General features: G+C 26.7%; 19 protein-coding genes. 3 read left to right on the forward strand and 16 right to left on the reverse strand.

Annotation, left to right across the window (positions count from 1 at the left end):
• Positions 1–119: 119 nt before the first annotated feature.
• Together QZ321_RS07480 and QZ321_RS07485 are read right to left on the reverse strand one after the other, a co-directional pair.
• The gene (locus QZ321_RS07480) at positions 120–1214 is read right to left on the reverse strand and encodes a response regulator (RefSeq protein WP_291747246.1); all 1095 of its coding nucleotides are present in this window, start codon (positions 1212–1214) and stop codon (positions 120–122) included.
• A gap of 3 nt (positions 1215–1217) precedes the next feature.
• Positions 1218–2960, reverse strand: coding sequence for a histidine kinase (locus tag QZ321_RS07485; RefSeq protein ID WP_291747248.1), 1743 nt, complete (start codon positions 2958–2960; stop codon positions 1218–1220).
• A 121-nt stretch (positions 2961–3081) separates the two neighbouring features.
• On the opposite strand from QZ321_RS07485, the gene QZ321_RS07490 reads away from it, so the two are divergent.
• Positions 3082–3756 carry a DUF624 domain-containing protein gene (locus QZ321_RS07490; protein ID WP_291747251.1) on the forward strand — a complete coding sequence of 225 codons (675 nt, stop codon included), beginning with the start codon at positions 3082–3084 and terminating at the stop codon, positions 3754–3756.
• Positions 3757–4024: 268 nt separating this feature from the next.
• On the forward strand, positions 4025–5323 hold the full coding sequence (locus QZ321_RS07495; protein ID WP_366512920.1) for a glycoside hydrolase family 125 protein: 1299 nt from the start codon (positions 4025–4027) through the stop codon (positions 5321–5323).
• A 177-nt stretch (positions 5324–5500) separates the two neighbouring features.
• Here the strand turns inward: QZ321_RS07495 and QZ321_RS07500 are convergent, their stop codons facing one another.
• The 3 genes from QZ321_RS07500 to QZ321_RS07510 all read right to left on the reverse strand — a co-directional run bounded on the left by QZ321_RS07500 (position 5501) and on the right by QZ321_RS07510 (position 7874).
• Positions 5501–6223, reverse strand: a complete 723-nt coding sequence (locus QZ321_RS07500) for an amino acid ABC transporter ATP-binding protein (RefSeq protein WP_291739775.1) — start codon at positions 6221–6223, stop codon at positions 5501–5503.
• Positions 6210–6890 carry an amino acid ABC transporter permease gene (locus QZ321_RS07505; RefSeq protein WP_291739777.1) on the reverse strand — a complete coding sequence of 227 codons (681 nt, stop codon included), beginning with the start codon at positions 6888–6890 and terminating at the stop codon, positions 6210–6212. Before QZ321_RS07505 ends, QZ321_RS07500 begins: the two co-directional genes overlap by 14 nt.
• 135 nt (positions 6891–7025) lie before the next feature.
• Positions 7026–7874 carry a transporter substrate-binding domain-containing protein gene (locus QZ321_RS07510; RefSeq protein WP_291739779.1) on the reverse strand — a complete coding sequence of 283 codons (849 nt, stop codon included), beginning with the start codon at positions 7872–7874 and terminating at the stop codon, positions 7026–7028.
• Between the two features lie 342 nt (positions 7875–8216).
• Here QZ321_RS07510 and QZ321_RS07515 point away from each other — a divergent pair, with 342 nt between their 5' ends.
• On the forward strand, positions 8217–9299 hold the full coding sequence (locus tag QZ321_RS07515; protein WP_291739781.1) for a PRK06851 family protein: 1083 nt from the start codon (positions 8217–8219) through the stop codon (positions 9297–9299).
• A gap of 60 nt (positions 9300–9359) precedes the next feature.
• On the opposite strand, the gene QZ321_RS07520 is transcribed toward QZ321_RS07515, so the two are convergent.
• The 11 genes from QZ321_RS07520 to lysA form a co-directional block, all read right to left on the reverse strand.
• Entirely contained in the window at positions 9360–10634 is a 1275-nt protein-coding gene (locus QZ321_RS07520; protein ID WP_291747257.1) for a 4Fe-4S binding protein, read from the reverse strand.
• A gap of 121 nt (positions 10635–10755) precedes the next feature.
• Positions 10756–11460 carry a GntR family transcriptional regulator gene (locus QZ321_RS07525; RefSeq protein ID WP_291739785.1) on the reverse strand — a complete coding sequence of 235 codons (705 nt, stop codon included), beginning with the start codon at positions 11458–11460 and terminating at the stop codon, positions 10756–10758.
• Positions 11461–11647: 187 nt separating this feature from the next.
• A complete protein-coding gene (locus QZ321_RS07530; RefSeq protein WP_291747260.1) occupies positions 11648–11974 on the reverse strand; it encodes a PTS lactose/cellobiose transporter subunit IIA in 327 nt (108 codons plus the stop codon).
• A 12-nt stretch (positions 11975–11986) separates the two neighbouring features.
• Entirely contained in the window at positions 11987–12721 is a 735-nt protein-coding gene (gene chbG, locus QZ321_RS07535) for a chitin disaccharide deacetylase (RefSeq protein WP_291747264.1), read from the reverse strand.
• Positions 12722–12787: 66 nt separating this feature from the next.
• The gene (locus QZ321_RS07540; protein WP_291747267.1) at positions 12788–14092 is read right to left on the reverse strand and encodes a 6-phospho-beta-glucosidase; all 1305 of its coding nucleotides are present in this window, start codon (positions 14090–14092) and stop codon (positions 12788–12790) included.
• A 269-nt stretch (positions 14093–14361) separates the two neighbouring features.
• Positions 14362–15672 (reverse strand): PTS transporter subunit EIIC, encoded by a 1311-nt coding sequence (locus tag QZ321_RS07545; RefSeq protein WP_291747270.1) that lies wholly within the window; start codon positions 15670–15672, stop codon positions 14362–14364.
• Positions 15673–15741: 69 nt separating this feature from the next.
• Positions 15742–16047: a PTS sugar transporter subunit IIB gene (locus QZ321_RS07550; protein WP_291739797.1), complete on the reverse strand. Its 306-nt coding sequence runs from the start codon at positions 16045–16047 to the stop codon at positions 15742–15744.
• 353 nt (positions 16048–16400) lie between these two features.
• The gene (locus QZ321_RS07555; protein WP_291747273.1) at positions 16401–18494 is read right to left on the reverse strand and encodes a UvrD-helicase domain-containing protein; all 2094 of its coding nucleotides are present in this window, start codon (positions 18492–18494) and stop codon (positions 16401–16403) included.
• A 136-nt stretch (positions 18495–18630) separates the two neighbouring features.
• Positions 18631–20706, reverse strand: a complete 2076-nt coding sequence (ftsH, locus tag QZ321_RS07560) for an ATP-dependent zinc metalloprotease FtsH (RefSeq protein ID WP_291747276.1) — start codon at positions 20704–20706, stop codon at positions 18631–18633.
• A gap of 45 nt (positions 20707–20751) precedes the next feature.
• Complete coding sequence (gene lepB, locus QZ321_RS07565) at positions 20752–21273, reverse strand: signal peptidase I (RefSeq protein ID WP_291739803.1); 522 nt, start codon at positions 21271–21273, stop codon at positions 20752–20754.
• A 533-nt stretch (positions 21274–21806) separates the two neighbouring features.
• Positions 21807–23099, reverse strand: a complete 1293-nt coding sequence (gene lysA, locus QZ321_RS07570; protein WP_291747279.1) for a diaminopimelate decarboxylase — start codon at positions 23097–23099, stop codon at positions 21807–21809.
• Between the last annotated feature and the right edge of the window lie 23 nt (positions 23100–23122).

Genomic DNA, 23122 nt, shown 5'->3' on the forward strand with positions numbered 1-23122 from the left:
AAAGTTTATACACTTATTAACAAAAAACATTAAAATACTTATTTATATAAATCTAATTAATAAAAAATCATCTCATTAGAATAGTATTTCACTACTAAACTATTGAGATGATTTTTTTATTAATAATTTTTCAACTCTCTAAGCATCGCTGGACTTACCCCATAGTATTTTTTAAATTTTCTATAAAAATAACTAGTATCTGCATATCCAACTTGCTTTGCTATATCATTAATTTTCATATTTGTATTTAATATTAATTCTTTTGCCTTACTATTCTTCTCTTTATTTAAATAATCAGAAAATGACATTCCAACTTCTTTAGTGAATAATTGACCTAAATATGAACTATTTATATTAAAATCTTTAGCTAATACCTTAAGACTTAAATCCTTATAATAATACTCTTTAACTTTTCTTACTATCTGTTGAATAACAGGGCTAAACTTTTCCGTATTAGCATTCATAATTTTCAATAAATTATCTACTTCTAAAATTATAAAATACTTTATATTTTCTCTAGATTTTTCATTAAATAATTTTATTATATTACTAATTAAACTATCCTCAACAACATTATTAATTTTAAATTCATATGATATTTTATCCATTAATAAAAATATTTTAACTGATAAATCAAATATATTTTTAGTAGATAATTCATTTTTATCAAATAATATTTCTAGATATTCTATAATTTTTAATCTATCCTTTTCCATAATTAATTTATGTAGCTTGTCTATTTCTTCTTCGAAACTTAATTTTTTATACTTTTCATCATTTGAACTTCCATTAATCAATAGTTTGTTTAATTGTTCCTCTAAATTATTACTCTTTTCTAGCTCCATCTTATTTTTACAAATACCTTTAATTGTTTTTTCTAATTCTATATCATCTATCGGCTTTAAAATATAATTATCAACACCTAAACCTATTGCTTTTTGTGCATATGAAAATTCATCATATCCACTTAAAACTATAAATCTAACTGTATTATTTATTTTTTTTATTTCACTTATTAAATCAAGACCAGATATAATAGGCATATTAATATCTGTTATTATAATATCTACAGGTTCTTCTTTAAATTTATCTAAAGCTTCTTTTCCATTTTTAGCTTCATGAACAATCTTTACACCCATACTGTTCCAATCTAAAATATATTTTAATCCATCTAAAATTAATTTTTCATCATCAACTAACATTAATTTATACATTTTTTATTCTCCTCTCATTGGTATATCTAAAATAATTCTTGTACCACTTTCAAATTCTTCATCCACTCTTATTCCATAACCTTCACCATAAAGAAGCATTATTCTTTCATGTGTGTTAGCTATTCCTATAGATTTCCCTGAGAAATCCTTTTCTCTTATTCTTTTATTTATTTCAATAATTCTATTTTTATCTATTCCAATACCATTATCTTCAATAACAATCTTTATATTATTATCATATTTAAAAATATGTATATAAAGTTCATTATCATAATCTTCCCTCCTTATTCCATGAACAGTATAATTTTCAACTAATGGTTGTAATATAAATTTTATTATTTCTTTATTTAATAACTCTTCTTCACAATCTATATAATAATTAAATTTATCGTCATATCTAAACTTAAATAATTCTAAATACTCCTTACAATATATAATTTCCTTTCCAATTGTTATTACATCATCTTCCTTTAACTGATTTCTAAATAAATTTCCTAAAAGAAATAACATTCTTCCAACTTCTCTATTTCCGTTTGATATAGCCTTCATTCTTATAGACTCTAAGGTATTATATAAAAAATGAGGATTTATTTTGCTTTGTAATGATAACATTTCAGCATTTTTTTTGCTGAGTTCAGCTTCCCTTTTATTCATTTCAGCCAAATAGCTAATTTCTATATACTTTTTTAAATCTCTACACATATTATTAAATTGAGTAGCAATATAATTAAGCTCATCTTTATCATCAGTAATATTAATTCTTATATCAAGATTCCCTGCTTTTACTTCATCCATACTAGTTATTATATTATTCATTCTCTCACTTAAATTTTTTAGTTTAAAATAAATTATAGAAATTGAGATTAATAAAACTAAAATATCTATAAATATCAACATAACATAATAGCTTAATGATAATCGTGTAGCTTCGTAGCCATTAATTCTACCTAAAATTATATTACCAAGCTTGTCTATAAGCACGTTAGTATAGTAAACATTTCCATCCAAGCTTATTTTATCTCTTATTGATAATTTGCCAATATAGTTAAGTAATCTTTCCTTATCATAATCATCATCAGAATCAAATATAACCTTTCCATATTGATCTATTATAACAGCATTATCTCCATAAGATTTAACTATTTCCCTAATTATTTTATTATCATAAGTTATTAAAATTAACCCTTCCTTTTTTAAATCTATAGGATTACTAATTTCTTTTATATAAGAAATTTTATCATCTTTAGATATAATCTTTTGATTTTGCATTTTTTCTACAATGCTTCTATCTAATTCCCATCTTCTTATTGATCCACTTGTATTAATATTAATTAATTCCTTTCTTGAATAAGATACAAATTTAATACTTACAATTTGCCTATAGGTATCAAAAGCTTGTATAACATATCTTTGAATTCCATTATAAAATTCTAAATCCGATTGCGATAAATAATCCAATTTCATTTTTAAGTAGGTTGTTGAATCATTATTTAATAAATTTACAAGATCAGTTGCAATAAAGCTTTGATCATAAATTCCGTTTACTATTCTATCTACGGAATTATTATTTTTTATTAATTCTAATTCAATATCTTCAATCATCTTTTTATTTAAATATAGTTTTTGTTCTTTGATATTTTCTTTAGAACAGTATATAAAATAAACATCTAGAGCTAAAACACAAGTCACTAATATAACTATATAAATTATAAATAATCTTTTATATACTTCGTTATGCCTCTTCACATTTTTTCCTCCATAATTTATCAATACTTCATATATTTTATCATTAATTCATTAATTGACAAAGTAAACGTTTTTATTTATACTTAATTTTACTATAAAATTGATAAAAGGAGGAGACTTTATGAATAATATTTTTAATATCCAAAAAATACTTAATTTTTTTAACTATGTATTTTATTTTTTTGTGCTTAATTTAGTATTCTTATTTTTCAATATTCCTTTACTCTCATTTATATTTTTAATAGGTATAAGTAATATTGAAACCTGCTTACCATTATTTTTAATAACACTAATTCCATTTGGTCCATCAATTACAATGCTTATTTACTGCATGGGAAAATTAATTAAAAATAAAGATTTAGACCTTGTGTCTGATATTAAGCTTAGCCTTAAATTAAATTTTAGACAAGCTTTTTTTGTGTGGAGCTTAGAATTACTGATAATATTTATTTTAAATGTAAATATAAAATTTTTCTCAAAATACAGTGTAATATTATCAGGAATATTTTTATTAATATCATTAATGATATTATTTATAAGCCCTTATATTTATGTACTTATAAGTAGATTTTCAATGAATACTAAAGATATTATTAAGAATTCTATTATATTAACTTTTACTAGGCCAATAATATCAATTGCTAATATACTTTCAATAATTTTCACTTTAATTTTATTTGAAATATCACCTGGAACAACATTTTTATTTATAGGAAGCATACTTGCGTTTTTAATTAGTTATTGTAATAAATTCTTATTATCCGAACTTGAAAATAAGGCTTCACGTAGTAATTAATTCTTAAATTTTATATCCATTTTTAATGGATAAATTATTAATATACTTGTTTTTTTAAAGAAATATACCATAACACTATTTAAAATAATTATATCTAGATATAAAATTATTATTATCAAATATACCTGCTACTGCTTTAAGCCCTTAATCTTATACCCCATATAAATACATTCTTATTATTATATATCTATGTTTAAGGCAGTAGTATATATATTTTAACTAAAATTATTGAGAAAGCTTCACTTGGAGGAAAAATATGGTTAATGTTATGAATACAATAAAAGAAACTAGTAAGACTTCAGAAATAAAAGATCTTATTCGTAAAATAGGTGCTGATTTATCAAATAAAATTGATAATATTAAATTAAAGAAAATATTTTATAATTGCTTTATTAATACAATGGAAACAACTGTTGAATATAATGAAGAAAATATAGATACATTTATAATTACTGGAGATATTCCAGCTATGTGGCTTAGAGATTCCACATCTCAAATAGAGCATTACTTACTATTTATTAATGAACATGAAGATTTAAAAAAACTTTTTATAGGACTTATTAATAGACAAGTATTTTGTATTTTACATGAACCATATGCTAACGCCTTTAATAAAACTGCAAATGGTCAAAAGTGGGACAATGACATAACAAAAGATAGTCCATGGGTATGGGAAAGAAAGTACGAAATTGATTCACTTTGTTTTCCAGTAAGACTTATTTATAAATACTGGAAAAAATCCAATGATTCATCTTTCTTTAATGATGAAATTAAAAATATGTTTTATAAAATAATAGAAACTTGGAAAATTGAACAAAATCACTTTGAAAACTCTGATTATTCATTTCAAAGATTAAACTGTTCACCCACAGATACACTTTCCAACAAAGGATTAGGAGATTTGGTATCTTATACTGGAATGACTTGGTCAGGTTTTAGACCTAGTGATGATGCTTGTAAATATAATTATTTAATTCCATCAAATATGTTTGCAGCTGTTGTTCTTGGATATATTTCAGAAATATCTGAAACTATATTTAATGATATTAAATTAAAAAATATTGCTGATGAGTTAAAGTATCAAATTGAAGAAGGAATTAATAAATTTGGTATTATACACACAGAAGAGTTTGGTGATGTATATGCTTATGAAGTTGATGGATTAGGTAATTTTAACCTTATGGATGATGCAAACGTTCCAAGCCTTTTATCTATTCCTTATATCGGATATAAGGACATTGATGATAAAATATATCAAAATACAAGAAAGTTTATTTTAAGCAAAAATAATCCTTATTATTATGAAGGCTCTGTAGCAAAAGGGATAGGAAGCCCACATACTCCACCAGAGTATATTTGGCATATTTCCCTATCTATGCAAGGATTAACTACTAAAAATGAATCTGAAATAAACTCTTTGATTAACACGTTAGTAAACTCTGACGGAAACACAGGATACATGCACGAAGGATTCTACTGTAATGATTCTACCGAATTTACTAGAGAATGGTTTGCTTGGTCAAATTCACTTTTCGCAGATTTTATATATAAAAAATACATTAAATAAATTACTCCACCATTTATTTAATATATTAAATGAAAATAATAAAAAAGAGATGTATTCACTATTAAATTTAATATGATACATCTCCTTATCATTTTATAAAGTTTTCATTATAAAATAATATTAAACTATTTCTATATGACTTTGTTAATCTTAAATAAATAAAAAATACTATAAATTCTATAAAACCTTTGATAAGAAATCTATTGTTCTTGGATTTTTAGGATTTGTAAATATTTCTTCAGGACTTCCTTCTTCCACAATACCTCCATTATCCATAAATAAAATTCTATCTCCAACTTCTCTTGCAAAGCCCATTTCATGAGTAACAACTACCATCGTCATTCCTTCCTTTGCAAGATCATTCATAACACTTAAAACTTCTCCAACCATTTCTGGGTCTAATGCAGAAGTTGGTTCATCAAATAACATAACATCTGGTTCCATAGCTAATGCCCTTGCTATTGCAATTCTTTGTTTTTGACCACCTGAAAGTGATGAAGGATATGCCTCGGCTTTATCAGCTAAACCAACCCTATTTAAAAGTTCCATTGCCTTTTTTTCTGCTTCTTGCTTGCTAAGCCCCTTAACTTTAATAGGAGCTATTGTTAAGTTTTGTAATACAGTTTTATGTGGAAAAAGATTAAACTGCTGAAAAACCATTCCCATCTTTTCTCTAATTTTATTTATATCTGTTCCCTTGTCAGTAATATCATTACCTTCAAATACTATTTTGCCTGATGTAGGACTTTCTAATAAATTTAAACATCTTAAAAAAGTACTCTTACCAGAACCCGATGGCCCTATAACAACTACAACCTCACCTTTTTCTATATGCTCGTCTATTCCTTTTAAAACATTATTTTTTCCAAAGCTTTTATGAAGATTACTAACGCGAATCACTTTTTTTCATTCTCCTTTCTATAAGAGATATAATTCTACCTAATGTAAATGTAATAATAAAATAAAATCCTGCAGCCACTATATAAGGCTCTAATCCTCTATAAGTCGAACCTACTACAACCTTTGATGCAAACATCAATTCATTAACACCAATTATTGAAGCCATTGATGACTCTTTAATTATAGCCACAAATTCATTACCTATTGCAGGTAATATATTTTTAATCGCTTGTGGTATTACAATTAATCTCATTGCTGTACCCTTTTTCATTCCCAAACTTCTTGCAGCTTCCATTTGTCCCTTATCAACTGCTTCTATACCTGCTCTTACTATTTCAGATACATATGCTGCTGAGTTTAACGCAATTGCTATTACAGCTGATGTAAATGGACTTAAATCTATCCCAAAAAACATTTTAGAACCAGCATACATAATTAATATTTGTAATAACATTGGTGTTCCTCTAATAATTTCAATATAAATTACAGCAATTATTTTTAAAGGCTTCACCTTCCAAATATGAAAATTTGAACTTTTCATAAAAAACAATAAGGAACCAAATAATGCTCCAAAAAGTACCGTAATTAAAGAAATTAATAACGTATACTTAACACCTTCTAAATAATAAGGTATATATTGTGGTACAAAACTAAAATCAAAATTCACTTTATTATCCCCCTAATTTTTTCTTATAAAATTTACTATTTAGCAGAGCTTGCCCCACAGCTCTGCTATAACTAAATTTTATTTTTAAAGTATTTTAATAATTTTTATAATTTATAAAAATCTTACAATTAAATACTATTCCTCTATATTAACACTTGCTGCTAATTCATTAGCTTTTAATATATAATCATCCATTTTTCCCGTTTCATTTAATTCCTTAATAACTTCATTTACTTTAGCTAATAACTCTTCATTTCCCTTAGCAATACCAACTGCATTTCCACCTGTTTTCTCTTCATATGTTGGCTCACCTACTGCTAATTCAGGATTAGTCTTAACTGCCATCTCTGCAACTGGTTTTTCCATAACTATTGCATCAACTTTTCCTGATTTTAATTCTAATATTAAGTTATTAACATTAGCTAATAATTGTAAATCTGCATTTGGAATTTCACTCTTTGCTATTTGTTCTTGAGTTGAACCTAATTGAGCACCAACCTTAGCCCCTTCTAGGTCTGCAAATGTCTTATACTTGTCCACATCCTCAGCTCTAACTAATACTCCATGTTTTGAGTTATAATAAATTTCAGAAAAATCTACTACTTTAGCTCTTTCCTCTGTAGGATTCATCCCTGAAATTACTAAATCTATTTTACCTGCAGGTAATGCTGCTACTAAAGCATCAAAATCCATTTCTTGAATTGCTAACTCAACACCTATTTTTTTAGCTATTTCATTAGCTATATCTACATCAAATCCTCCAATAACATCTTTTCCACTTTCATCTATATAGTGAAATTCATATGGTGCATAATCTGCACTCATTCCTACAACTACTTTTCCCTTTTCTTGTATTGTTTTTAATAAGTCATTTTTATTTTCTGATATTTCTTTATTATCAGCTGATCCACATCCAACTAATCCCATAGTCATGATTCCTAATAATGCACTTACTAATACCTTTTTTATTAATCCCTTTTTCATATTTATTAAATCCCCCTTAAATATTTAATGCCTAATGCCTCCTAAGCTACGGTATAATTATACACCTATAAACCAATTTTATGCAATACTTTTTTATATTACTCGAAATTTATAAATATTTATGCATAAATATTATATTTTATACAATTTTTCGAGGATAAATTATATTTTTTATGGATATAACTCCTATATTTATATAGATACACTTTAAATTTATTCACTATTTTTGATAAAAAATATCTAATTTAATTCTTTAAAAATTATTTATTTTATTTTGTCCATTTTTTAGTTTAAGCTGAATAAAATATTATGAACAAGTTATATTTATTTAGGAGTGATTCAATGTCTACATTAAAAGAAAGACATCTATTCCCAGGTGGAAATACTTCAAAAGGATTTTATTCATTTTATAGATATGTACTTCCACAAGATGACGCTAGAAGAATACTTTGTATAAAAGGTGGCCCTGGAACAGGTAAATCCCAATTAATGAAAAAAGTTGGAGCTCATTTTAGTAAAAAGGGCTATACAATTGAATATCATCACTGTTCTTCAGACCCAAATTCATTAGATGGAGTTCTAGTAAAAGAATTAAACATAGCTTTATTAGATGGTACTTCACCTCATATAGTAGATCCTATCAATCCCGGTGCTGTTGATGAAATACTTAATATGGGTGATGCACTTGACATTGACATGTTATCTAAAAATAAAAAAGAAATAATATCTTTAAATAAAGAAATAGGTAAAAATTTCAAAAGAGCTTATAGATTTTTAGGTTCAGCTAAATCTATTCATGATGATTGGAGCAGTTTAAATTATGAATCCTTAGATTCTAATAAAATTTCTAATTTAATAGAAAACCTAAAAAATAATATTTTTAAAGCTGATAAATTAGGTTATGGTAATGAACGTCACCTATTTGCAACTGCATTTACTCCAGATGGAATGATTACCTATGCAGATTCCTTAAGCAATGATTTTAAGAAAAAATATGTATTAACTGGTGGACCAGGGTTTGGGAAAACAGATATTTTAAAATTCATCGGAAGTTGTGGCCAAAAGAAAGGTTATTTTATTGAATATATGCATGATCCATTTGTTCCTGAACGTATTGAACACATTTTTATTCCTGAAATATCTACCTGCATTATAACTAATAATGAAATTAATCAAGCTAACTATACTGGAATAGACTATAATTTATTTGATTATACTAAGTCTAGTTTACCTGCATCAAAAAGTAATGATATAAAATATAATAGCGATTTATTTTACAATTTAGTTAATAAGGGTATTTCCTTGATTCATAATGCACACCTTTTACATGACGAATTAGAAGCTTATTATATTAAAGCAATGGACTTCTCTGTAGCAGATGATATTTATGATAAAGTAATTAAAAAATTAGAAAAATACGAATAAAATTTAATAAAACAGTAAATAGAAAAATTTATAATTAATTTTTCCATTTACTGTTTTTTATTATTTAATATCTAATAATTTATCTAAATATACAGATTTCATCTGCTTACTTGCCATTGCCTTTTTTACTGGTGAAAGTTTTAATATTGATGATAATATTGCTGCCATTGCTCTATGACTTGTTAATGCTCTATTATCGAAAATTAAATTTGATAATTGCCCCTTTTCTATTGCCATAAGCACAACTCTGTGAACTGAAGTTGATGGAGTTATTACTCTCTTTTCCCTTGCTTTTAACATTAAGCTATTATTAAAACAATTTCTTACACATACTCCACAACCTAAGCATAAATCTTTATCAACTTCTGCTACTGTCTTTTCCATAGGTGTACCTTTATTTATAACAACATTTTTAATTGCTCCAACAGGACACTTTTTAATACACTTTCCACATTTAACACAAGTATCTTTATTTACTTCTGCAATAAAATTTGTAGTTTCAACAGGGTGCATAACTCCAAACCTTTTAGCTGCAAGCATTGCCTCACAACAACATCCACAGCAATTACAAATAAAGTTTACTCCCTTTCTAACATTTTCACCACATTGAACTAAATCACTTTCATAAGCTAAATTTAATAAGTCTAAACATTCTGAAGCATCAACCTTTCTAGCATGACCATGTTTAATTAGTGATGATGCAGTTGTATTAAAAGTCATACATATATCCATTGGCGCATCACATGCTTTTCCTACATGATGCATTTTATGTCTACAATAACACATACTAATTCCTATATCACTAGCAGTTTTTATTATATGTGAAGCTCTTTCATAATCTAATACTTCTACAGAGTTATCATTTGTAAGAACTTTTTCTTGAACATATACTCTTCCTAATTTAGTTTCTGCACTATAAAATAAATCTTTTATGAAATCCTCTTCCACATTTAAATATTGATAATATAGTTCTGCTAATAATTTTTGATCTACATCTCCTCTAGTTCTCATCATGCTAAATTCTAAAAATCCAGCCATTGGAGGTGGTAACATAAATGTTCTTTTTCCTTCATGTTCAATATCTAATAAAATTGCTCTACTTGCAAGTTTATCTAAAATCTTCTCAGCTTCTATAGGTTTCAGTCCCCATATTTTAGCTGCTTTTTCTATACTAAATGCTTTTATTGGCAATTGAGCTACTAACTCAGCCTCTTTTTCATCAAATAGTGTTTCTAATATTTTATAAAGTGTCTCTGATGCGGGTGCCCCTTGTGGAAACCTATTTAATCTTTCTTCTAAGCTTTTGTATGCTGATTTTCCAACTATATGTGACATATAAATCTCCTCCAGTTATACTTTATATAGTTAATTTTAGCACTACTTAGAACTATTTTCTATTCAAAATATTTTTATACAAAAATATTTTGAATAATTAATAATATTATTTTATTTAATCTTAATACTTATCTGAAACTGCATTTAGTGTTAATTTGTATCCATAATGATATGTATGTGAATATTCAAATGGTTCTCCACTCTCTAAAATCCCAACTTGTTCTATATGAAGTATTGGAGCTTCACACTCAAGTTCTAATAACTCCATTAATTCATAATTTGATATTACTGCTTCCACTACACGTTGTGCTGTAGAAATTTTATATCCGCATTTTTCTAAATATTTATATAACGAATCACAATCTGACCTTTTTAAATTTGGGAACAATTTTACTGGCATATAAGTTATCATATAAGAAACTGCTGATCCATCTGCATATCTTACTCTTTTAACTTCCCATAAATTTTCTCCTAATTCTACTCTTAAATTACCTTTCATATTTCTGTCTGCTTCAACTATAGATAAATTAATCAATTTAGTAGTTACATTATATCCCTTATTGACCATTTCTTTTGTATATCCCTCTATAGTACCTATATTATCAGAAATTCTATTTGCCAATACTATGCTACCAATACCTCTTTTTCTAGTTATATAACCTTCTTTTACTAAATTATTAAAAGCTGATCTAACCGTCATTCTTGTTACATTAAATTTTTCACATAATTTATTTTCTGACGGTAATAACTCACCTTGCTTTATTTCTCCAGAATCTATTAAATCCTTTAAATACTTCTCTATCTTTATATAAATTGGTTCTCTCATTTAAAAAACTCCTTTTATATTTTAACATTTAACTAGCAATTTATACTCTTATTATACTTCTGCATATATATTATTTATATTTATTTTATCATACTGCTACATTATATTTAAAATATTAAAATATAAAAATTGACGATATATGTACAAGAAATATCTTATACACAATATCGTCAATAATTATTGAATACTATTTATTTTCTAATTTTGTTAATCTTTCATATACTTCTATAAACTCTTCAGCTAATTGTTGAAAGTTCATAGCATTCATTAAGTGATCTTGAGCATGTATTAATAATACCCCAACTTCCATTTTTTCTCCTGAAGCTTCCTTAGTTATAAGTTGGGTTTGAAATGCATGAGCTTTGTGCATTTCTTCTCTAGATTTATTTATTAAATCTCTAGCTTCCTCAAATTTACCTTCCTTTGCCTTACTTAATGCATCATACGCTAATCCTTTAGCTTCTCCAGCATTAGCTATAAGTCCAAATGATATTCCCATTAATTCTTCGTTCATTTTTAATTCCCCCTATAATTTACTATAATTAATAAGCTCTATATTATTTTCTCTTAAAAATTCCTTTACTTTTTTAGATGTTAGAATACTGTATTCCTTCATTCTTTGCATTGCATAAGATGTAGAATTAACTAATTGCTCATCTATAAATGCCGGATGGCACATAACATCTATTACGTCATGGTTTTTTAATTCATTTATAAATTTTTCAAAATAATCATCAGTTACATTTTCATTATAAAAGCTTTCTGTCATAGGAATAATATTATCATAATCAATTTCTGACTCAAAACCACCTCTTATAGGAAGATTATATTTTTTAACTATTTTTTCTATAACAGGCTTTAAACTTGATAATGTATGAACATGATGATGTGAATCTAAATGATCTACCTTTACACCACTATTAATTACTTTATTAATTTGTGCACAAAACTCTTCATACACTTCATCTAAATCAAACTTTTCTTCTACTAATTCATTAGTTATCCTTTTATAAAAATTACCGTTTTCATCTACTATTGTTTTATGATAATTAAAAACTGGTTTATTTAAGCTTAATGTCATATGCACACCACAACCTAATCCCCTATTTTCATTTAATAATTCAACAGCATGATCAAAGAATGGCATACCAGCCATTATAGTTGTCGATGTTACTATTCCATTTTTATATGCTGATATAATACCATAATTAACAGCTTCACTTAATCCAAAATCATCTGCATTTACTATTAATTTAGTCATAAAATTCCTCTCCTATTTAATTATCCTGTAATGAAAGGAGATTTATCTCCCTTCATTTAGATAATTTTAAAATTGTGGTAAATATGCTTTGTGAGCTTCCATCATTTCATCTAAAATAGTTTTAGCTAAATCATCTGATGGTATCAATGGATTTATACATAATGCTTGTAAAGCTGCATTATAATCTCCCTCTACTGCTGCCTTTGCAGCTAATATTTCAAAAGCCTTTATTTCAGCTACTAATCCACTAACTGCAACCGGTAAATATCCAATTGATAGAGGCTTCGGTCCTTCTTTAGTTATTACACAACTCATTTCAGCAGCTGAATCTTCCTTAAAATCTCTTATAGAACCATTGTTTAATGTATTTACAACTTGAATATCCCCTTTATCATTATAGATTGAGTTTATTAAGTTACAAGCCGCATCACTATAATATGCTCCACCTCTTTTTTCTAATTGCGGTGGCTTAACTGCTAAATTTTCATCCTTATATAATTCAAATAAATCATCTTCTAAAGCTTTAACTGTTTCACCTCTAGTTTTTCCATCCTTAAATCCTTCTAGCTCTTCCTCTAACATTTCTTTATGTTTATAGTAATATTTATGATATGGACAAGGAATAACTCCTAAAGCTCTAACGAAATCAGCATTTAAAGGAATATCCTTTATATTTTGCATTGTTAAAGATGATGTAACGAACTTTTCAATTGCTTCTTTAGTTATATCTTTTCCATCTAATCTTACATTAAGTGCATAAACCATATGGTTAAGTCCAGCAAAATCCATTTCTATTCTATTTTTTTCTACACCTAAAATATCTGCCATTCCATTTTTAACACCAATTGGAACATTACATAATCCAATATATCTTTTAAAATTTGTATATTTAAATACAGCTTCTGAAATTACTCCTGTTGGATTAGTAAAGTTTACTAACCATGCATTTGGACAAAGTTCCTCAATATCCTTTATTATGTCAAGTACTACTGGTACTGTTCTTAATGCCTTAAATAATCCTCCTGCTCCATTAGTTTCTTGACCTATTACTCCATGAGAAAGTGGAATTCTTTCATCTTTAATTCTAGCATCTAATAACCCAACCCTTAATTGAGTAGTTACAAAATCAGCATCCTTTAAAGCTTTTCTTCTATCTAATGTTAGATGAATTTCCATGTCTATTCCTGCTTTTTTTACCATTCTTTTTGCAAGATTACCCACAATCTCTAGTTTATATTTTCCTTCTTCTATATCAACTAACCATAATTCTCTTACTGGTAATTCTTTATGTCTTTTTATGAATCCTTCCACTAATTCTGGAGTATAACTTGACCCTCCACCTATAGTAACTATTTTTATTCCCTTTTTCATATTATCCACCATCCTAATTTTAATATTTATAATTTTTATATAATTAAGTTGTATGTAATCAATTCTTTTTAATCTATTATTTATTTTAAATTTCCTTTAACATAGCATTTATATGCTGATTTTTATTAACTTTACAAATTGATAAAAATCAAAATACAAATTCTATAAATATTATGGAGCAAAGGAAGCTTTAAACAAACTATACTTCCTTTCTCCAAATTTCAATTTAAAATGCTTAGGTGTTTAATGATATTTTTTTTAATAATACTTTAGTTGCTCATTCTTTTAGCATCCATTTTTTCAGCCATAACTACAAATGGTAAGTATACTAATATAGAAACTAATATATTAACTATACATAAAACTGCTCCTGACCAATGTCCAGTTGCCATAAATCCACCAAGTATTGGAGGTGTAGTCCAAGGCATAGTTGCCATTATTATTGGATGAACTAACCCAAATGAAATTGAAAGATATGAAATTATTGTTGTAATAATTGGTGCAATTACAAATGGTATTCCAAATATAGGGTTTAACACAATTGGCAATCCAAATATTACTGGTTCACTTATATTAAATATTGCTGGTGCTAATCCTAAAGTTAACATATCTCTTCTTCTTTTACCTGCAATTGCTATAGCTATTAATAAAGCTATTATTACTCCTGATCCACCCATAAATATGAATGCATCAAAGAATGGTCCTGCTAATACATGTAATTGATCTGTTGACGCCCCATTTTGAATCATTTCTGCATTTTGTGCACCTAAGTTAGTTAACATTGTTCCAGTAAAAGGCAATGCAATATTTGCACCATGTAAACCAACAAACCATAATCCATGAATAAAAAATGCTATTAATATAGCTGATGGTAATGTATCTGTTATATTACTTAATGGAATTCCTAAATATTTATTTATTAAATCTGTTAAAAATTGTCCGTCTGCTGCTAGTCTTATTAATAATCCAGCTACTGCGAATATAACTACTGTTAGCATACCTGGAATTAACTTAGCAAATGATCTTGATACTGCGGGCGGAACACCATCAGGCATTTTAACTACTAATTGCTTTACCTTTCCTAATCTTATAAATAATTCTGTTGATAATATCCCAATTATAATTGCAGTAAATAATGCTCCTGTACCTAAATAAGAAACTCCTATAAATCCCCATCCCTCGATTGTTGGTTGTCCATCTATTGCAATTTTTGCAACTTGAGGAATTAAAAGAATAAATATTGATGTTGCTATCATTGATGCTTGTAAACCATTTTCTTCATATGATTTTGCAAGATTATAAGAAACACCTATTACTAGAAGTAATGCCATAATAGCTAATGTACCAAACCAAATATCACCATTTAAATTTTTTATCTGTTGTCCAAATGTATTTTCTAATAAAAAATTGTTTAATGCCTTTATTGGTGCATTATTTATAAGTGTCGCTAACGAACCTATTATTGTTAACGGTATCATTGCAACGAAAGCATCTCTTACTGCAACTAAGTGCCTTTGTGCACCCATTTTAGCTGCATATGGAGTAATATACTTATCCATGAAAGCCATAAACTTTTCCATTATCTTTTCCCACCTTTATTTTTCATATCTCTTTTAATTTTAAATTCTCAATACCCAAACCATAATTAATTATTTATTCAATTCTAAAGCTCTTTCTAAGACAGCCTTACCATTACATCTTCCATAATCCATCATATTTATAACTTCTACTGGGATTCCATAAGGTTCTGCTAAAGCTTTTGCCTTATTTAAAACATATCTTACTTGTGGCCCTAATAATAAAACATTACATTTTTCAATTTCAGTTTGTAGATTCACTTCTGATATAGCCCAAATTTCACATTCTACTCCTTTTTCCTTTGCAGCCTCTTGCATTTTTGTTACTAATAAACTTGTTGACATACCTGCTGAGCAAGCTAACATAATTTTTATCATAATATATACCTCCAAAAATTTTATTTATTGTATTCGTTTTCTGTACCTTATGTATACATTGTATACCTATAGTCTATACATTTCAAGTCTTTTTTTTAATTTTTTTAAACATTTACATATATTCTTCTCATAATTTATAAATAATATTCTTAAACCTTAGTAAAACTATGGTTTTAAGACATTAAAAAATAAATATTTCTTTTATAAATATTTATTTTTTAATATTTATAAGTTTGTCAACAACTATACATTTATTCATTTAAATGTATAGTTTAATTAATTTTAAAATTTATTAATAATAAAAAAACCTTAGCTAACATCTATGTAAGTAAATATTAACTAAGGTTTTTTATTTATTTAAAATTTATTATTTTCAATCTATGAAGAGCTCTAGTACACATTATATATTTAACTAAATCATCTGTATTTTCATCAAAATTAACAACTATAACACCATCAAATTCTAATCCTTTTGCATAATATGATGGAACTATAACCTTTCCACCTCTGTAAATAACATCTTCTTTATCAAAAGCTAAAATTTTAGTAAACTTTTTAATTTCAGGAGCAACTTTTCTAAGGTCCTCTTTGTCTTTAGTTATTATTGCAATATTATCATAATTTTCATCATCATACTCTTCTAAAGCTTCTAAAATAGCATCTATTAAATCCTCTTCATTTTTTACTTCAACTTCTTCAACATCATATTTACCTTTTCTAACAAAAGGTACAACTGCATTTTCATCTAATAATTTACTTGCATACTCCATAATTTGAAGTGTTGATCTATAGCTTTTATTTAAATTATAATTCTTAACAAAACCACCAAATAAGGCTTTTAATTTAAGCATTGCAGGCTCTTCTTCTACCTTTACTAATCTTTGATTTGAATCTCCAACAATAGTAAAGCTTCTGCATCCTGTTAATTCTTTTAAAACAATAAATTGTAACATACTATAATCTTGAGATTCATCAATTACTATATGCTTAATATCATTCTTTGTTTTTTTACCATCTAATTTAATCATTAAATACAAAATTGCTGGTAAATCTAAATAGGATAATTGAGAAGTACTAGTAAATTCCTTATAAATATTAACTATGCTTTCATTATCTATCCACTTTGATAAATTATCTTTTTGAATCATTAGTTCTTTAACTATTTCTCTAACTCTTATTCTTCTTTGAAACTCTATATTATTTTGTTCGATAACTAAATCCTCTTCTGAAAGATTAGCTAATTTAGCCTTAACTTCAGCATTTAAATTTCTTACAAGTTCATCTCTTTTATCTTTAAGTTTTGAAATAATAATTCTTTTTATTTTTTGACTTCTTCTAAATAAAGGCATATATTTATAATGCTTTTCAAATAATTCATTTATTTCTTCTATTCCAACAACTTCTTCATCAAAAAAGTTAACTGGTTTAAAGTTAAAATAACTTTTTTCAAGTTCTTCACATTTTTTATCTAAAATTAAGATAAATTCTTCACCAGCTTTATATTTAATTTCATTTATAATTTTTTCATTACCTTTTAAAACTTCTTCTAAATATGCAGTAAAATCAACTACTGGTTCACGTAATCCTATTTCATTAATTGCAAAATGTACAAAAGTTTGTTGTTTAACATCACTTTCTCCTAATGTAGGAAGTACATCTCCAATATAATCAATAAATATATCATTAGGTCCTAATATTAATACTTTATCTCCTAACTGTTCTCTAAAATTATATAAAAGATATGCAACTCTATGAAGAGCAATTGTTGTTTTTCCAGAACCTGCAACTCCATTAACAACTACAACCTTCATTCTTTCTTCTCTTATAATTTCATCTTGCTCCTTTTGAATTGTCATAACTATATCTTTAAGCTTTTCACCAGCATTTGAAGATAAAATCATTTGAAGAATATCATCTTTTACATCAATATCAGAATCAAAAAATCCTTCTAACTTTCCTTTCTTAATCATTAACTGCCTTCTAGATAATATATCAACTGGAATCTCTCCATCAGGTGACTTATAAGTAGTTTCACCTAATGTTCCCTTATAAAATAATGATGCAACTGGAGCTCTCCAATCAATTATGGCAGATTCAAAACTTCCCTCTGGAGTTAATCCATATCTACCAACATATATTTGCTCCGCATATCCATTATCCTCAAAGTTAACCTTTCCAAAGTATGGAGATTCTTTCAACTTAGTAAATTCAGATAATTTTTTATCTATGGTTCTATACATTTCTTCTTTTACATATCTTTCATGATCAAAGTACTCCATTACTTTATCTTCATCATCTCTATATTCTTCAATAAATTTTTTTCTATATTCTAATATGTAATCAGATACACCTTTTCTTTTTTGTATGTAGTTTAATATTTCTTTACTTAATAGATTTAATGTTAAATCTAGATTTTGTTCCTCTTGTAAAAATTCAAATTTATTCAAAATTTCACACCTTTCATTTAATTTACTTAAAGCTTAATTTTAAATTTATTAATTATTATATAATATATTTAAGGAGTTAAGCTATTAAATATATTAGCTTAACCCCTTATTTTTAAATTTTCTATTTATCTTTTGACTAACTATTAGATTTATCTTTATCAATATCTAAATTTATTTCTATATTTGTAGATTTATTTTCATTTATAATACTCTCTTCTTCTCTTTCAACGGCTTCAATTACTTCTTGAGCAACCTTTTTATCAATTAAGTCCTCTTCTATTTCGGTAGCCACTTCTTTAGAATCATTTCTATCCTTTTCAAGTTCCCTACTTTTCTTTTCCTCTTCTCTTTTTATCTTTAATTCTGGATATTTTTCATAAACAAACTTAAAGAACTCATCTCCAAATATAGTTTCCTTTTCTAATAAGTATTCAGATATTTTATCTAATAAATCTCTATTCTCTCTTAATATCTCTCTTGCTCTTTTGTGGCATTCTCTAATTATAGCTAATACCTCTTTATCTACTAAAGTTGATGTTTCTTCACTGCAATTTCTAACAGCTCTACCATCTAAATATCTATTTTGAATTGATTCTAAAGCCATCATATCAAAATTATCAGTCATACCATAAATAGTAACCATATTTCTTGCTGTTTGAGTTGCTCTTTCTATGTCATTAGAAGCTCCAGTAGATACTAAATTAAATACCTCTTCCTCTGCTGCTCTACCACCAAGCATAACCATAATTTGATTCATTAATTCTTCCTTTGAAACAAGGTATTTTTCTTCCTCTGGTAATTGCATTGTGTAACCTAAAGCTCCCATTGTTCTTGGAACTATAGTAATTTTATGAACTGGATCAGTACCTTCTAATAAACCTGCTACTAATGCATGCCCAACCTCATGGAATGCAACAACTTCTCTTTCTTTTTTAGAAAGTATTCTATCTTTCTTTTCCTTACCAGCTATTATCACTTCAACAGCTTCTTCTAAATCTTCTTGAATAACTAATTCTCTTCCATTTCTTACTGCTCTTAATGCAGCTTCATTTACTATATTGGCAAGGTCAGCACCTACTGCACCTGGAGTTCCCTTTGCAATTGCTTCTAAATCTACATCTAAAGACATCTTAACATCCTTAGAATGAACATTTAATATGGCAATTCTTCCTTTTAAATCTGGCCTATCAACAATAACCCGTCTATCAAATCTACCTGGTCTTAAAAGTGCCTTATCTAATATTTCTGGTCTATTTGTAGCACCTAAAATAACAATTCCCTTAGATGTATCAAATCCATCCATTTCAGTAAGCAATTGATTTAAAGTTTGCTCCCTTTCATCATTACTTTGCATTTGGCTATCTCTACTTTTACCTATAGAATCAATTTCATCTATAAATATGATACATGGTGCCATTTTTTCTGCTTCTTTAAATAAATCTCTTACTTTGGCAGCACCCATTCCAACAAACATCTCAACAAATGTTGAACCTGAAACAGAAAGAAAGGGTACTTTTGCTTCACCAGCAACAGCTTTTGCTATTAAAGTTTTACCAGTTCCAGGAGGCCCAACTAAAAGTGCCCCCTTAGGTAATTTAGCTCCTATTTCGGTATATCTTTTAGGGTTATGTAGAAAATCTATTATTTCAGTTAACGATTCTTTTGCTTCATCTTGTCCTGCAACATTTTCAAAACTTACCTTAATATCCTTTTCTACATATACTTTAGCATTACTTTTTCCCATGCCCATTCCCATTGGGCCACCACCCATTTTTTTAGCCATTTTTCCAAAAATAAATTTAATGAAAAAGAACATTAATACTAATGGTAATATATTAAGTATTATAAAATCCATAAATACAGATTGTTGCTTTGTTATTTGCGGATAATATTTTACATTATTCTCTATAAGTAAATTTATTAAGTCTGGATTATCAGCATTACCAGTATAAAGAACTTTTCCCTTCATATCACTTGTATCTTGTGGCTTAATCACAAGTGCTGTTCCATCAACAGAAACTTCTTTAACTTCCTTATTTTTAACCATTTCAACAAATTCATTATATGAAATTTCTTTTGTTGTTAACATTTCCTTTGCTGTTGAAAATGAATATAAAAATAAACAAGCTATAACTGCATAAATAATTAAAAACTTCTTATTATTGTTATTCTTTTTTTCTGGATTTTTTCTATCATTCACATTATTATTCATACCTTTAAAATCTCCTATTAAATTCTAAAACGCTTATAAAATAATTTACTCTACTTTTCCAAAGTCCTTCCAAGGATATACCTTTATTTGAGCCTTACCCTTTATATCACTTCCATCAATATATGGATTTTCCCAATACCTAGAGTCTAAAGACCAATATCTATTATCACCTAAAAAGAAGTATTTACCTTCTGGGACTTCAAACTCTCCATTATAAGTATCAATTGTACCTAAATAATCTTCTTCTAAAGTTTCACCATTTACAGTTACTATTCCATTATTAATAATAACCTTATCCCCAGGTAATCCAATTAACCTTTTGATCATATCCTCATCTTTCTCGTCTGAATGAAAAACTACTATATCTCCTCTTTTTAATTTTTCAGGATTATAAACTCTAGTAACAAATAATCTATCCCCAACATTCAATGTAGGTACCATAGATTCTGATGGAATCTTAACCTTAAATATTAAAAATCTATTTATTAAGATAGCTAATATTACAGCTACTACTATAGGTACAATCCATTCATTAAAGAAATTCGATTTTTTTATTTCCTTACTCACTATTCCCACATACCTTTCAAACTATTAATTTTTAATTCTAACACTCATATTAAATGAACATTTAACTAAACTTTCTAAGCAACAAAAATTTATACATTAACTTCTAAAACAAAACTATAAATACTTATAATATACAATTACCTTCACTTCTATAATTCATAAAATTATCCTATTATGATTATGTCCATTTTGTAATAGTATAAAACAAACTATTTGCTATAAATTAAATATAAAATAAATATTTTATATACAATAATTAATATAAATAGTCAACCTTAAATCTAGTTATTTATGTTAATTAATGACTAAAATTTAATGGATGCTTATAAGTATATCATAATTAATTAATAACTAATAGTATTACTCTTCATTATATATAATTATTATGTCAGTTTCGTTACAAAAGAGAGCTATATTATATTGAAAATTTTTAATTCAATATAATATAGCTCCTTTAAACTATATATAATTTTTGTTAATATACTATAATAAAATATTATTTTGATTAAAGCTTATAAAACTTAATAATAGCTTTAAACCTCTAAAGCTAAAAGCTCCTCATAACTTTGTCTTTTTGATACCACCCTAGCTATTCCATCTTTTACAAATACAACTGCTGGCCTTGGATTTTTATTATAATTACTAGACATTGAAAATCCATAAGCACCTGTAGAAAAAACAGCTAATATATCTCCTATCTCTGGTTTTTGAATACAAATATCATTAATAAAAATATCTCCAGACTCACAACACTTACCTGCTATTGCAACTCTTTCATTACACTTATTATTAATTTTATTTGCTATTGTCATATCATACTTAGCTCCATATAATGCAGGTCTAATATTATCTGTCATTCCACCATCAACTGAAACATAAGTCCTAACACCTTCAATTTCCTTAATTGCTCCAATTGTATAAAGAGTAACTCCTGCATTTCCAACTATTGATCTACCAGGTTCAATAGTTAAAATAGGTATTTGTATATTTAATTTCTCACAAACTTCATCTACTTTATTTAATATAGCAGAACAATAATCTTTTGTTTCTTTTGGTTTATCATCATCGGTATAATGTATACCAAATCCACCACCTAAATCTAATTCAGGTATTATATGTCCTGTTTCTTCTTTAATAGATTTTATAAATCCAAGCATAACCTCAACTGCATCTTCATAAGGTTTTATTTCAAAAATTTGTGAACCTATATGACAATGTAGACCTGTTAAATTTAAGTTTTCGCAATCTATTGCAAGTTTTACAGCATTCATTATTATTTCACCAACTGGTGCAAATCCAAACTTTGAATCTATTTGACCTGTTTTTATATATTGATGAGTATGAGCTTCTATTCCTGGTGTTAACCTTAAATATATATTTTGTCTTTTATTATATCTTTTAGATATTTCATTTAATCTCTTCATTTCATCTAAATTATCAACAACAAATACTCCAACACCTAACTTAACACCTAATTCAACTTCATTTACACTTTTATTATTACCATGAAAATATATTTTTTCTAATGGAAATCCTGCCTTATAAGCAGTATACAATTCTCCTCCGGATACTACGTCTAAATAAAGTCCTTGTTCATCTATTAGTCTACACATTTCTTTTGTTAAAAAGGCCTTACCAGCATAAGCTACTCTATTATTATTTTCTAAACACTTAAAATTTTTATAATAATTTTTACAAGTATCAATTAAAAGTTTTTCATCCATTACATATAACGGTGAACCAAACTTATTAATTAAATCTGTTGAACTAACCCCTCCAATAAATAGTTCATTGTCTTTAACTTCCATTGCCCCAAATAATTTCATCGATATTGCCTCCAATTAATTTA

It is taken from the genome of uncultured Clostridium sp., from assembly GCF_910588715.1.
GTDB lineage: Bacteria > Bacillota > Clostridia > Clostridiales > Clostridiaceae > Clostridium.